Source organism: Actinopolymorpha pittospori, assembly GCF_014873875.1.
Taxonomy (GTDB): Bacteria; Actinomycetota; Actinomycetes; order Propionibacteriales; family Actinopolymorphaceae; genus Actinopolymorpha; species Actinopolymorpha pittospori.
The window spans coordinates 1156998-1169892 of record NZ_JADBEM010000001.1 but is presented as its reverse complement, the minus strand read 5'-3'; the positions used below and the strand labels follow the sequence as shown (position 1 = coordinate 1169892).

Here is a 12895-nt window from a genome sequence, read left to right as displayed (position 1 = left end):
CCGGCGGAGCCGACGCACCGCGATCCAACTCCCAGGAGGTCGCGCATCATGCCCCAGGACAGTATCTGGCAGCAGATCCTCGACTACTCCCACCGCGCCGACCCGTACCCGCTGTACGCGGAGCTGCGCAAGACACCCGTGGTGTGGGCGGAGGACGGAAGCTACGTCGTGAGCACCTACCGGGAGATCGTCGCCCTGCTCCACGACCCACGCCTCAGCTCGGACCGGCGCAACTTCCCCGAGTACGACGCCGACGCGCCCACGCAGGCGTCCGAAGAGGGCCCTGCCGGGCTGCCGCCCCCCTTCATCCAAACCGACCCGCCCGACCACGACAGGGCCCGACGCCTGCTCACGTGGAACTTCGGGCCGCCCCACCGCCCCGGTCGAATCGACAGCATGATCCCCGACATGTTCGGGATCGTGACTGGTGAGATCGACGACTTCGCGGGCAAGGACGATGTTGCGGGCAAGGACCGGTCGGGCACGACCCGCGTCGACATCGTCGACGACTTCGCCTATCCCTTCCCGGTCACGGTGATCTGCCGCCTGCTGGGCGTGCCCCGCGACGACGAACCGCGTTTCCAAGCAATGTCGGACGCGGTCATCAAGGCTGTCGACCCGACCACCGGAGGGATCACGGAGCGGCAGCGCCGGCGCGACAAGGCCAACGCCGACCTCGGCCAGTACTTTGCTGAGCTGCTCGACGCACGCCGCGGCCAACCCGGCGACGACCTGCTCTCCGGCCTGCTCAGCGGCGACGGGGCCGAGGCGGCGATGCCTTACGAACAGGTGCTCAGCAACGCGGCCCTGCTCCTCGTCGCCGGCCACGAGACAACCGTCAACCTCATCACCAACGGCATGCTCACCCTGCTGCGGCACCCCGAGGTGCTGGATCGGCTGCGCCGCGGCGACGAACCCGATCTTGCTGCCCGGGTGGTCGAGGAACTTCTGCGCTACGAACCGCCTGTGCAGTTTCTGGCCAACTCCCGGAACACCCTTGACGACATCGAGGTCGGCGGCACCACCATCCCCAAGGGTTCACCGGTCACGCTCGTGCTGGCCGCCGGCAGCCGCGACCCGGACTTCGTCCACGATCCCGACCGCTTCGACCCCGACCGCGAGCACAACGAGCACCTCGGCTTCGGGGGCGGCATCCACTACTGCTTCGGTGCGCCGCTGGCCCGCCCCGAGACGCAGATCGCCCTCACCGAGCTCGCATGCCGGCTGAGGAACCCCCGACTCCTCGCCGACCCACCGCCCTACCGCGCGAGTCCGAGCCTGCGCGGCCCCCGTCATCTGCTGGTCGAGATCGACGGCGTCGACCCCGCGCGACCAGGAGCGGAACGCCCCACCGCCGTCGGCTGAGGGAGGGCAGCGCCACTACCCGATCGCAGTGGACCGGCTATGGAGAGGACGGGTCGCGCTTGGCGGCGTGCTGGGCGACGGCGTTGACGAAGTCCAGGTTCCCGGTCTGGTGGACCACGCTCAGGCGCTCGGAGGACACTTTCCACCCGTCCGGCGTCCGGCTGAGGCCGATCACCCCGCGGGCGTACATGGTCCAGTCGGTGCTCCGCTCGTCCTTGCCCAGGTCGGGGTGGTGGTGCAGGGCCTCCAGGTGGAACCGGACCGTGGCCGTGTCTCCTTCGACGTCCGCGACCGGGGTGGTGATCATGTGCTGGGTCAGCGGGATCGGGCCGATGACTTCGGCCATGGCGCGCTTCAGCGCGTCGGCTTCGACCTGGCCCTCGAGCGGGAAAACTCCGCCGTAGTCGACGCTCACCACATCCGCCCAGAGTGAGCGCATTCCGTCGAAGTCCTTGGCGTCGCAGAACTGGAAGTACCTGCTGATCACATTGATCGCATCGAAGCCGTCCAGTGCCGAGGAGTTCATGGGTGCTGCTCCCGCAGATCCGCGCCCGCGCCGCTGCTCGGTGGGGCATGTCTGGGTCCCTTCCCCGCTCGGCCTCCGTCCGAGCCGTCGCGCAGGACCGGGAACCGGGTCAGCCCCGGGAGCGGGTGCGAGCGAGGCCGATGTGGGCGTCGGTTTTGTTGCGAATCGTCCGCAGTTCCGGCCCGCGCGTGGGCAGAGCGCCTGGCCGGCGTAGCGTCGAAGCCGACCGCACGTAGCTGGGCGGTGAGAGAGGGTAACGCCGGTGTTCATTCAGGTCGTCCAAGGACACGTCGAGAACCCGACAGCCCTGAAAGCTGCGGTCGAGCGCTGGATGGAGGATCTCGCGCCGCATGCGCGGGGATGGCTCGGTTCGACATCGGGCGTCGCCTCCGACGGCACGGTGATCGCGTTGGCGATGTTCGAGTCGGAGGCTGCAGCGCGGGCCGGCGGCGAGCGACCTGAGCAGGCCGCCTGGCGGCAGCAGACCAGGGATCTCTTCACCGGTGAGGTGAGGTTTCACAACTGCCGCGACGTGATGACCATGAGTCTCGGCGAGTCTTTCCATGCGGGCTTCGTCCAGGTCCTGCAATGCAGGGTCACGAATCCGGACAGGTGGCAAGCGGTGGTGGCCCAGAGTGAAGAAGTGCTGCGCAGGGAACGACCCGAACTCCTGGGGACAGTGATCGCCATCCATGACGATGACCCGTCCTGGATCACCGAGGCGGTGTACTTCACCAGCGAGTACGAAGCGCGTGTGGGTGAGCAGAAGGCACTGCTCTCGCCCGACGCCAGACGGGTGTTCCAGGACATGAGGGCGGACCTGACCTACATCGACCTCCGCGAGCCGTGGCTGCACTTCCCCCGTTGAACTCAACCGCTACCAGTGCTGGTCGAGCACCGGCTCAGAAACGACCAGCAAGTCCGACCAGGGGTGGTCTCCGAATGCGACGCCTAACGTGAAGAGGGTCGAGATGACGAGTGTGGTCGCTTGATCGGTGCGACACCTGCTGTAGCACCTGCTACCTGGTTTGGTGTTCGACGTCTTGGAGATACGGGAGGACGGCGACGCGCGTCGCCGGCCGCTGAAGGAGCGGCGCGGGGTCCTGGAGCGGCTGTTCCGCCGCGTGCAAGTCGTACCGGACATGCGGACCGGTGTAGCCCCCGCACTCCTGGTGGGAACGGGGCTACACCGGCCGCTGTGAGCGGTGCACCGCGCTACGCCGAGCCCCCACGATCCGCTGGCGCGTGTGCGTGGCTGTGCTCGCACCGCTTCTGGACCGACCTGACCAGCCGTCGCCATCCCGGCGGGAGCGCCGCCAGGTCGGCCTCACTGGGCGGACCTCCGTGAACGATGTCGAACAGACAAGCCGCGAGCGCGTGCCCGGGATCGACCCAGTGGCGGTGATACCCGGCCCCTTCGCACGCGGGGTCGCTGCACATCTGTCCGTTGCTCTGTGGGTCCGCAGTCATGGAATTCCTGTCGTCTACCCGGCACCGTAGGCACCGGTCCGCGCCTGGGGGAGGGGACGATCGGCCTGACCCGACCGGGACTTACGTTGTAAGCCTGAGTGGTCGCGTGTGCAGATCTTCATGAGTCCGCAGGGCGGTAGGCACCGGCCGCTGGGTACGACACGTGGTGAAGGTGCCCCGCCCGCCGACTCAAATGCCATCTCCGGAGGCGGGCGGGCCCTGCCGGACAACGGTCACATCACCAGTCGGTCCGGCTCTCGGGAGAGATTCCCCTCCCTTGCCGCCTGCGCCAGCAACCCAAGCCTGGCGCGGGCGGTTCCACTCTCCGCAGGCAGACCCAACCTTCCGTCGAACGCCTGTTCGAGTCAGAATGCGGGTGTGGGGCAGCAGCGCAGGTACGGGAAGCAGGGCGTCGATGGGTATGAGGTGCCGACCGGAGGGCGCCGGCAGCAGCTCGAGGTGGCCGTGCAGGCCATCTACGATCATGTACGGCGAACCGGGCAGGCTGGCATCTACTCCGGCGACGGGACCTGGCGCGCGGCCGCGACCGACCAGCTGCTCGCCCCGATGCTCGAGGGACCGGACCGGATACGCCGCGGCGAGCGCGTCGACGGCGCCGACACCATCCTCGCCGCCCATCCCAGCGAGACCCGCGAGGACATCCAGGACCGGCTGTACCGGTCCCGGCACTACGCCTCACCCCGCATGCTCACCCGCCACCGCATCGCCGAAGTGCCCTACGCCGGCATAGGCGCCGGACTCCTCGAGCCCGTCTCCGCTGTCCAGGTGGACGACACCGTGGACCTGGTGCTGCATGCCATGGCCCAAGGGCGGCTACATCCCCGGATGCTCGCCGCGCACGGTCAGGGCCTGCGCCAGTGGCTGGGGCTTCCGGCAAGTGAATGGACCGAAGCCGCCGACTACGCCGTGAAACGGGGCCGCGAGATGTGCGGTGCCCCTGACGCCAAGGCATCCGAGCAGAGGTCTGGGGAGTACGACGAGAACAAGTGGGCGCTGTAGGTGCCTAGTTACCTTGCCACATTGTCGACATAGCCGGTTTCCGCGCCCTGGCAAAGTTGGAGCTGGACAGGCTCCGCGTCTTCGAGGCGACAGACAGGTCCGCGTCTTCGAGGCGACAACCGGCAGCGGCACCGCGCATCGCCGCGTGCGGCCTGTGCTGGACGTTGCGTTGTTAGGCTGAAGACTGGGTAGAAGGCGCTCACCAGCCTGGGTACGCCCGGCCGGTACCGAAGGGGATGTGGCGTCCCGTCCGAATTGACATGGAGGTTGCCATGTCGGTCTGGTCATGGCTACGTGATCGGCTTAGGCGAGACCGCGAGAGTCGCCGGTTCGGCGAGGTCGATGCTCCTGGAGACCCCGGGACCGCGAGGTCTCGGGCTACCGGCGGCGTTCCCGACGCCGAGGGCCCAGACCGCCACAGCACCACTGGCACCACTCCGAGCAGTAGTTTCGTCGGCCGGGTCGCGGGTGATGATGCGGGCGTGGGCGAGACGACGGGTGCCGAGAAGCGCGCGGAGGCGGCTGATCGGGAGGCGAAGGGCGGAACCGCTGGAGCCGTGACGGATGCCGATACCGGGCGCGAGCGAGAGGGCGAACCCCCTCCCGCCGCCGATGGGCGCTAGCGGATCCACGTACCGCAATAAGGGGGTCCCGGCTCAGCTTGGAACAAGACCTCATCCCAGTGGTGGATCTTCGGGGCGCGGTTTCTAGGACGGAAGCGTCCTTGCGGTGTTCGCTGGGGCGGTAAGGCTCTAATCTCACGCACTCGTCCACTGTCATCGCTGCTGGCGCTGGCCGAGTTCGTTGATGTCGCGCTGCCTTGGTCTTGCTCGGCCAGTCACCGCGAAGGCGTCCAGGAATGTGGATTGCGCTCGGGCCAAGATCCTTCGCCCGTTCGTCGCGGCGGTCGTAACCGGCGGTTGTAGCGGGGGAGGCGTTTCCAGGGGCGTCCGTGGTTGTTCGAAGATCAAGAAAGCGGAACTCGAGAAGGCCGTCTGTTGCGCGTTGTTCGCGTCGGTGGGCCGGTCGACAGCCGTCAACCGTCGAGGATGGCTATCACGGCCTTCTCGACAGGACCCTCGGTGGCCATATGTCCGGTGGCCGTGTCCTTCCCGAGTGTAGGCAACGAATCTACGATGGCGTCTCCGGCGAGGTAGCGGTCGACGATCCGAGGATCGACGTAGGAGGACTTCGCGACTGCCGGCGTGTTGCCGAGATATCCAGACACCTCGCGCATCGCCCGGGCCACGGCCTGCCTGCGCTGTGTTGGTGTTCGTGCGGTGGTGGAGACCGCGAGTCCGACGGCGGCGAGCACGGTGGGATGCCAGGTGCGGAAGGCCTTCGCCGTCACGTCGGCGGAGAACACTTCCTTGAGGTAGTTGTTGATGTCGTCACTGTGGATGCGATGCCGGGAACGTGGTGCCAGAGACCGGGCTTGTCGAGTTGGCCATCGCGGGATCGGCACGGGTAGGGCTAGCCTCGGCCGCTTCCGCGCCGTCCGGTGCGGTTCGTCGTACGGGACTCTCGGTCACGTCCCTGCCGCGGCGATACGGCGTTGGGTGAACGACGCCGTTCGGAGCCGCCGTATCCCGACTCCCTCCTGGCAGCCCGTCGACGTCGAGGTGCCTCTTCTTCCTCTTCGCCACGGCCGCGCTCCGGCTCTTCTTCTTTCTCCTCCTCCTGGTCTTCGGCTCGGTCCTCGTACTCGTCGTCCTCGTCTTCGTCTTCCCGCCGGCCCTTCGGCGGAGCGCCAGCCAACCGCGAGGTGCGCTCCTCCAGCCGGTCGGCAAGATTGTCCAGCGGCCGGCTGAGTACGGCCACCGCCGCGGCCCGGCCAGTCGACATCATTTCGCCGCGAACATCGCCGACGATCCGGCCAACCTCGGGTGACCCGGCCAGCCGGCCCAGCACTTCCTTCCCGAGCGAGCGCACATCGAGATGCCTACCGACGAGCGCCGAGCCCAACAAAAGTGCCATCTTGACCTTCTTTCGCCGGCCCAGAACGTAACCGCCCACCACCGCCAGGGCGATCTTGCTCGAATCGTTCATGTTCCTCTCCTCAAACGGTTACCCCGCTCGTCAGAACCATGCGACGGTGGGACCCCCGAGCCGGTCGAGAAGTATCTCCTCGTCAGCACCTCGAAAAGACCCTTAGGGAGCTGCCGCGGCAGCCCCAAGTCCAGTGGCCGCTCAGGCGATGCCGTGTCAATCGACCGGTGCGGACCCACGCCTGGGCACGGGAGCCGAGCGCTCGCGCCACACATTGGACCCGCCGCAGGTAGGTCTTGCGGCCTTGGCTTGCGGGCCGCGCGTGGTGGTGCCGCTGCCTTTGGGGGCTCGTCACGCCTCGCGCATGTCAAGCGTGAGTGCCGCCAACGTGAGTGCACGGGGCGCCGACGCGTCTCGGGCCCTTCCTGTCTGTCACTCACCGAACGAAGTCCAGACTGCGGCGCCGCCGCAGGCGACTGGAGAGTCAGACGGCTGCGAGCCTTCGGAGCACTCCCCGCGCTTGCCGGGATGGCCGCTGTTGTTCTCCATGGAGTGAGTTGAGCACCTCGATCCCTCCGGTCAGGGCGGGGACTGCCCACTTGACCAGGCGTAGCTGACTCTGCGCGCTGCCAACAGAAACAGGGTGCTTCTCTGCCTTGTCCGCCTGCTTCTGGTCGGGGGAGGCCGCCAGCTCGATTCTCTTCCCAAGCACTCGCGCGTACGCGGTCGCGCCCAATGCCGCTCCGGTCAGTGCGGTCTTGGCGACGGTTGCTGCTAGCACGCCCTTCTGTGCGCCGATACGGCGTCGATTCGCGTAGGCCAGGCCGGCCGCACCGACGAGATGGAGGGCGATTGCAGCCGCGTTTACTGGCGTCCACTTTGCCCATCCCGAGGACGCAACGCGCTGCTTTCCTTCCTGGGTGGACTCTTCCTCGGCGGCGGGGTTCAGTCCGATCGCACCCATCATCGATCCCCCGAACCAAGCTGCCAAGCCAAGATCGTGCATCTCACGCATCACTGTGTCTTGCTCCGTCATGATCCTCCTACGCGTCCCTGCGCCCATCGCCTTCCACTCAGCGCATGGCCGGCGAAAGTCGTCTGATTGGTAGGTCCATGGGTGATCCGCTGCTTCTCGAGCACAACCCGACGGAGGCGCTCGCGTGGACGTGCGCGCGGGCGGATGTCGGGCAAGCAAGTGGGCGACTGCACTGCTGGCGGCGGCGATCGGTTCGCATACAAGTCACTGCACATCGGTGCTTGCGCAACGGATCCGCCCTTATGCTGTGCCTCTCGTCTCCACCGCGACCGTAGGCACCGGAAGGAGCGCGGGACACGAGACGATGGGCCCGTCGTGACAGGGACTCACGGCGTAACCCAAAGCGCGACTTAGCCCGCCGCCCTGCCGGATGAAGATCGGACGCCGCACAGCCTTGAGCCTCCGGTCCACGACGTCGGGACCCACCAGCGCAGCGTGCGAGACTTCACCCCTCGCCCTCGCCCTCGCCCTCGCCGCGCTGGCGTTCCATGAAGAGGAGGGCACCTCATCCGCGAGCGGCCTGCGCCCGGTCCCATAGCCAGGCGGAGGCTGACCTCAGCCCGCAGTGCCGCGTTCGTGTCCCGGCGCGCAGTGCGCCGAGCGGTCCGCTCGGCCGAGTGCAACAACGCTCTCTGCAGACCTGACGGTCCGAACTCCTCGCACCGGGTGCCGATGGCCGTCCTGGGCGTGTCTCCTGTGCGAGCACGGATCACCGGGCTCCAAGTCCGTCGGGATCCATCACGAGGACGCCACCGGCGGGACCGGCGGACCGTAGGGCGGGCCCGCCAACCGGGCGGGATGATCGACTGTTCCGGCGGCGGACCCAGGCCACACACTTCCATCCACGACAGGAGCAGTCATCCATCAGTCGATGAGAAGTTGCTCATGTTCGCGGGTCGCCATACGTCGGTATCGCGCGGGCGGGCCCATGACGGCGGCGATCTCGGGAAGCGACCGCCCAGATGTCCGCCCGCATGAGAGGTCCTTCACCCCTGCGGTTTGGTAGACAGATGGCCTCCCTGCGTTAAGCCGAGATGCCGGGTATGGTGCGAAAACGAGGAGCTGTACGGGCAGTTGGAGGGGCACATGTCTGACGTGGTTGACCTGATCATCGCGGACCATCGTGAGCTTGAGCGGCTGTTCGAGGTCCTAGAGAACGAGCCGGGCAAGCGGGTGTTGACGTTGCCGGTTGTCACCGCGTTGCTCGTCGCTCACAGTCGCGCGGAGGAGGCCGAGGTCTATCCGGTCGCGCGCAGCGAGGCTCGGGAGACGGACGAGGTAGCGCACAGCCAGGAGGAGCACGCCGAGGCGGAGGAGTTGCTGGAAAAGCTCCAGGGTATCGACGCTGCCGCGGCCGAGTTCGGTCCTGCGCTGAACGAGTTCGTGAAGGCAGTTCGGCACCACATAGGCGAGGAAGAGAGTGACGTGCTGCCGGGGATCCGGGAGCGGATCGACGACGCCCGCAGAGCGGAGTTGGGTGCCGCCTTCGCGGCAAGTCGCGAAGCGCACCTGGGCGAGGCTCCGGGCGAGGAGACCAAGGCCGAACTCCTGCAGCAGGCCAAGAATGCTGACATCGCGGGTGCGTCGTCGATGTCGAAGGAGGAGTTGACGCAGGCGCTCAAGCCGGAGTAGCCGCGCGACGTGAAGGAGTGGGCTGATGGCTGGTGACCAGATGACGCCTGAGGATCCCCGCACGCGTTATCCGCGGCCGGATTTTCCCGAGCAGGAACAAGAGCATCCTGGTCTGCATGAGCAGATGGAGCCCGAGCCTGACTATGGGTATGACACCTATCGCGGCTTGGGGCGGCTGAAGGATCGCGTCGCGGTCATCACCGGGGGCGACTCCGGTATTGGTCGCGCGGTTGCCTTGGCGTTCGCACGCGAGGGCGCCGACGTGGTGTTGTCCTATCTGGAGGCGGAGGAGTCCGACGCGGCGGTGACGGCACGGGTCGTGGAGGAGGCGGGCCGGCGGGCGGTGCGGGTGCCGGGCGACATCAGTCAGAAGGCGCAGTGCGAGCGGATCGTCCGCACGGCTGTGGAGGAGTTCGGCCGGGTCGACATTCTCGTCAACAACGCGGCCTATCAGATGACCTTCGATGGGGTGGAGTCGATCCCGGAGGATCTTCTCCTGCACACGTTCAGGACCAACATCGTCGCGATGTTCTGGTTGTGTCAGGAGGCGGTTGCCCATATGAAGGCGGGCTCGGCGATCATCAACGTTGCCTCCATCCAGGCCTACCAGCCCTCGCCGCCGCTGCTGCCGTATGCCACCACGAAGGGTGCCATCGTCACTTTCACCAAGGGGCTGGCGCAGGAACTCATCGAACGTGGCATCCGGGTCAACGCTGTGGCACCCGGCCCGGTGTGGACGCCGATCATTCCGGCGTCGATGGAGGGGGAGAAGGCCGCGAAGTTCGGTGGCAGCTCTCCCACCGGGCGTCCCGGCCAGCCAGCTGAGCTCGCGCCGGCGTTCGTGTTCCTGGCATCAGGTGAGTCGAGCTTCGTCAACGGGGAGATCCTTGGCGTCACCGGCGGCAAACCGTTGGCGTAGCGCGAAGGCGGGTCGCGGACGTTCCCTCGCGGCGCGCCGAACTGTCCACGCGCGACCCTGGCCGCCGACCTGATGGAAGAGAGCGTCCACACGCTGGGAGGTTCCTTGTGCCGGCACTCTTTCGGGCCACCGTCCTCGACTGTCCGGAGCCGCTGAAGCTCGCCGAGTTCTACCGTGAACTGCTCGGCTGGCGACTCGCGCAGCGTGCGCCTGACTGGTGCGTCCTGACCAACGACAACGGCCTGCGCCTGTCGTTCCAACAGGTCGCCGACCACCAGCCGCCGGAATGGCCGGATCCGAGCCGACCTCAACAGGTTCACCTCGACTTCGCCGTCGACGACCAGGACGACCTCGAACGCGTAGAGCGGAGGGTGCTGGAGTTGGGCGGTACCAGGTTGCCGGAGCCACCGGACCGTGCCGGCCAGCTACGCATCTACGCCGATCCCGCCGGGCACCCGTTCTGTCTCATCCCAGGCGTCTGGCCTGCCCGCGACCACGAGGACTAGACGGTGTGGAGTGACCGCTCCGCGTGGGTGGTTGCGGTCCGGGGCCTCGCTCACACAGATTCGTGGGTTGCCGTGCAGAAGCCCCTGCTCGGCCTGTCCGACATGTGTGGGAGGCCCCGGTGTTTGTTGAGCGTACGAGCGTTGGGCTGGATGTGCACGCCCGGTCGGTGGTCGCGGCAGCGATCGACACAGCCACGGGTGAGGTGTTTAAAGAGCGCCTGACGCCTTCTCATGATCACGTCCGGGGGTGGCTGCGTGGGCTGCCCGGACCGGTCGCGGTTGCCTATGAGGCTGGCCCGACAGGGTTCGGTCGGGCTCGGGTGCTGACCGGGGAGGGTGTGCGGTGTGTGGTCGCGGCACCGTCGAAACTGCAGCGTCCATCCGGTGACCGGGTCAAGGCCGACGCCAGGGACGCGATGCATCTGGCGCGTCTGCTGCGGATGGACGAACTGACTGCCGTGACTGTCGACAATCACGTAATTCCCCAGGGGCGTAGATGTCGTTCCCACGTGACGACGTACATCGTGATCGCGGTCCCCTTGTGGGAGGAGGGTGGAGCGAGCCGTGACTGCCGGTGGCGTCCGGATAGTCCCGGCTCAGTGAGAATCTTTGCGGGACGGGGTATGTGAGACTCCGCTGGTCAGAGCGCTTTCGCTTCCCGCGCACCACACGTATGTACGCATGGTGTTCCTCAATCGGTACGCGAGGGCCGCATCTATCGGGTCGCGCTGCCCCGCACGAAGCTCAGCCGCGGCTGAAACCGGGTCGCCAACGCCAGGAGCCCGCCCTAGGGTGCAGAGGTGGCTCTGCGACTGGAAGCGGTGACCTTTGATGTGGGCGACGCGACCGCGGTGGCGGCCTTTTGGGCCGGGCTGCTCGACCGAGAGGTACGCACCGAGTCCGGCGGCGCGTTGGTGGCGGGTGGCAAGACTCAGGTCGGGCTCCGCTTCGTCACCTCCGACGCCAAGGAGATTGGCCCGCGACGGCTGCATCTCCACCTGACCAGCAGCAGCCTCGAGGACCAGCAGCGAACCGTTGAGAAGGCGCTGTGCCTAGGCGGCCGCCACCTTGACGTGGGCCAAGGGGCCGATGAGCACCACGTCGTACTGGCCGACCCTGGCGGTAACGAGCTGTGTGTGATCGAGCCGGGCAACAACTACCTGGCCGGCACCGGCTACCTCGGCGAGGTCACCTGTGACGGTTCCCGGGACGTCGGCCTGTTCTGGCGCGACGCGCTGGGCTGGCCGCTGGTGTGGGAGGAGAACGAGCAGACCGCGGTCCAGTCGCCGCTCGGCGGCACCAAGATCTCATGGGACCCATGGGGCAGACCGCCGATCCAACCCAAGGCCGGAAGGAACCGGCAGCGCTTCGACTTGGTCACCGCTGACCCGACCAGCGAGGCGGAACGACTGGTCTCGCTCGGTGCGACCCGTCTTGCCGACCTCGCTGACGGCGTCGAACTGGCCGACCCAGACAGCAACGAATTCGACCTTCACGCAGACTGAGCGTCGAGCCACCGACTCCGGTACGCGTGCCGGTCAGGGTTCCTTCAACGAAGGCAATAGACCAGGGCCATCGAACCGAAGTCGGTACACATTCCTAGGGTCGGCGCCTAGCGTCGCTGTGGTCCGTGTGAAGTTTCTGCCGGCATGCCTGTCGGATCCGGAGTGAGGCGTTCGTAGGAGGGGTGAGGGGCGGCCTGTACGCCCGAATAGCGATTCACGTGAGGCTGACGCTATGCGCAAACTGACTTTCGGTATGAACCTGAGCTTGGACGGCTACATCGCCGCGCCCGGCGACGACCTCGGCTGGGGCGTGCCGAGCGACGAGTGGTTCCAGTGGTGGTCGGACCGGGTGGGGCCTGGCGCTGTACGGGCGCAGACTGTGGGAGGCGATGAGCTCCCACTGGCCGACCGCCGACCAGCAGCCTGGCGCCACACCGGCGCAGATCGAGTACGCCCGCCGCTGGCGGGACATGCCGAAGGTGGTGTTCTCCTCGACGACCAGCGCGGTCGACTGGAACACCCGCCTGGTCACCGGCGACGCGGTCACCGAGATCACCCGGCTCAAGACTGAGGACGGTGGCCCCATGGACGTCGGCGGCGCCACACTCGCCGCGGCGGCCATGCGGGCCGGGCTGATCGACGAGTACGCGATCGTCACCCACCCGGTCCTGGTGGGTGGCGGCACGCCGTTCTTCACCGCCCTGGACAACTGGGTGAACCTGAACCTGGTGGAGACCCGGACGTTCCCCGACGGCGTGCTCCTGACCAGGTACGAGACCAGGCGCTGAGTACCCCAACCTCGGATCAGCGCAGGCTTCGGGCCACCCAAGGATTCTCGTGGCGCTGTGTTCCGAGGCGATCGTGACGTCCCTGCCGGATCCTGTTCTTCACCGCAGACGATCAGTCCGGATAGGGGTCGGCTTGCGG

At 67.2% G+C, this 12895-nt stretch carries 13 protein-coding genes and 1 pseudogene; 10 read left to right on the top strand and 4 right to left on the bottom strand.

The annotated features are described in order from the left end of the window. Positions 1-48 precede the first annotated feature (48 nt). Positions 49-1365: a cytochrome P450 gene (locus HEB94_RS05485; protein WP_192748902.1), complete on the top strand. Its 1317-nt coding sequence runs from the start codon at positions 49-51 to the stop codon at positions 1363-1365. Between the two features lie 37 nt (positions 1366-1402). On the opposite strand, the gene HEB94_RS05480 is transcribed toward HEB94_RS05485, so the two are convergent. Next, entirely contained in the window at positions 1403-1891 is a 489-nt protein-coding gene (locus HEB94_RS05480) for a nuclear transport factor 2 family protein (RefSeq protein ID WP_192748901.1), read from the bottom strand. Between the two features lie 262 nt (positions 1892-2153). Here HEB94_RS05480 and HEB94_RS05475 point away from each other — a divergent pair, with 262 nt between their 5' ends. The 3 genes from HEB94_RS05475 to HEB94_RS05465 all read left to right on the top strand — a co-directional run bounded on the left by HEB94_RS05475 (position 2154) and on the right by HEB94_RS05465 (position 4381). Then, the gene (locus HEB94_RS05475; protein ID WP_192748900.1) at positions 2154-2759 is read left to right on the top strand and encodes a hypothetical protein; all 606 of its coding nucleotides are present in this window, start codon (positions 2154-2156) and stop codon (positions 2757-2759) included. A 163-nt stretch (positions 2760-2922) separates the two neighbouring features. Then, positions 2923-3093, top strand: a complete 171-nt coding sequence (locus HEB94_RS05470) for a hypothetical protein (protein WP_192748899.1) — start codon at positions 2923-2925, stop codon at positions 3091-3093. Positions 3094-3739: 646 nt separating this feature from the next. Continuing rightward, on the top strand, positions 3740-4381 hold the full coding sequence (locus tag HEB94_RS05465) for a hypothetical protein (RefSeq protein ID WP_192748898.1): 642 nt from the start codon (positions 3740-3742) through the stop codon (positions 4379-4381). A 1036-nt stretch (positions 4382-5417) separates the two neighbouring features. Here HEB94_RS05465 and HEB94_RS05460 read toward each other — a convergent pair. The 3 genes from HEB94_RS05460 to HEB94_RS05450 all read right to left on the bottom strand — a co-directional run bounded on the left by HEB94_RS05460 (position 5418) and on the right by HEB94_RS05450 (position 7406). Further along, positions 5418-5846 (bottom strand): hypothetical protein, encoded by a 429-nt coding sequence (locus HEB94_RS05460; protein ID WP_192748897.1) that lies wholly within the window; start codon positions 5844-5846, stop codon positions 5418-5420. A gap of 8 nt (positions 5847-5854) precedes the next feature. Further along, on the bottom strand, positions 5855-6430 hold the full coding sequence (locus tag HEB94_RS05455) for a hypothetical protein (protein WP_192748896.1): 576 nt from the start codon (positions 6428-6430) through the stop codon (positions 5855-5857). 424 nt (positions 6431-6854) lie between these two features. Beyond that, entirely contained in the window at positions 6855-7406 is a 552-nt protein-coding gene (locus tag HEB94_RS05450; protein ID WP_192748895.1) for a hypothetical protein, read from the bottom strand. A gap of 1086 nt (positions 7407-8492) precedes the next feature. On the opposite strand from HEB94_RS05450, the gene HEB94_RS05445 reads away from it, so the two are divergent. The 6 genes and pseudogenes from HEB94_RS05445 to HEB94_RS05420 all read left to right on the top strand — a co-directional run bounded on the left by HEB94_RS05445 (position 8493) and on the right by HEB94_RS05420 (position 12756). Then, positions 8493-9038, top strand: a complete 546-nt coding sequence (locus HEB94_RS05445; protein WP_192748894.1) for a hemerythrin domain-containing protein — start codon at positions 8493-8495, stop codon at positions 9036-9038. A 25-nt stretch (positions 9039-9063) separates the two neighbouring features. Next, positions 9064-9957, top strand: a complete 894-nt coding sequence (locus tag HEB94_RS05440) for a glucose 1-dehydrogenase (RefSeq protein WP_202896154.1) — start codon at positions 9064-9066, stop codon at positions 9955-9957. A 107-nt stretch (positions 9958-10064) separates the two neighbouring features. Next, positions 10065-10463, top strand: a complete 399-nt coding sequence (locus tag HEB94_RS05435; protein WP_192748893.1) for a VOC family protein — start codon at positions 10065-10067, stop codon at positions 10461-10463. 23 nt (positions 10464-10486) lie between these two features. Further along, positions 10487-11092 (top strand): IS110 family transposase, encoded by a 606-nt coding sequence (locus HEB94_RS05430; protein ID WP_337917482.1) that lies wholly within the window; start codon positions 10487-10489, stop codon positions 11090-11092. Between the two features lie 171 nt (positions 11093-11263). Further along, positions 11264-11968, top strand: coding sequence for a VOC family protein (locus HEB94_RS05425; RefSeq protein ID WP_192748892.1), 705 nt, complete (start codon positions 11264-11266; stop codon positions 11966-11968). A 232-nt stretch (positions 11969-12200) separates the two neighbouring features. Continuing rightward, positions 12201-12756: pseudogene (locus HEB94_RS05420) on the top strand (dihydrofolate reductase family protein). Positions 12757-12895: the final 139 nt, after the last annotated feature.

What these genes read in the sequence shown, in the direction of transcription:
- HEB94_RS05445 (WP_192748894.1), top strand. Translation starts at nt 8,493, where the DNA reads ATGTCTGACGTGGTTGACCTGATCATCGCGGACCATCGTGAGCTTGAG.
- HEB94_RS05455 (WP_192748896.1), bottom strand. Translation starts at nt 6,430, where the DNA reads ATGAACGATTCGAGCAAGATCGCCCTGGCGGTGGTGGGCGGTTACGTT.
- HEB94_RS05485 (WP_192748902.1), top strand. Translation starts at nt 49, where the DNA reads ATGCCCCAGGACAGTATCTGGCAGCAGATCCTCGACTACTCCCACCGC.
- HEB94_RS05450 (WP_192748895.1), bottom strand. Translation starts at nt 7,406, where the DNA reads ATGACGGAGCAAGACACAGTGATGCGTGAGATGCACGATCTTGGCTTG.
- HEB94_RS05440 (WP_202896154.1), top strand. Translation starts at nt 9,064, where the DNA reads ATGGCTGGTGACCAGATGACGCCTGAGGATCCCCGCACGCGTTATCCG.
- HEB94_RS05480 (WP_192748901.1), bottom strand. Translation starts at nt 1,891, where the DNA reads ATGAACTCCTCGGCACTGGACGGCTTCGATGCGATCAATGTGATCAGC.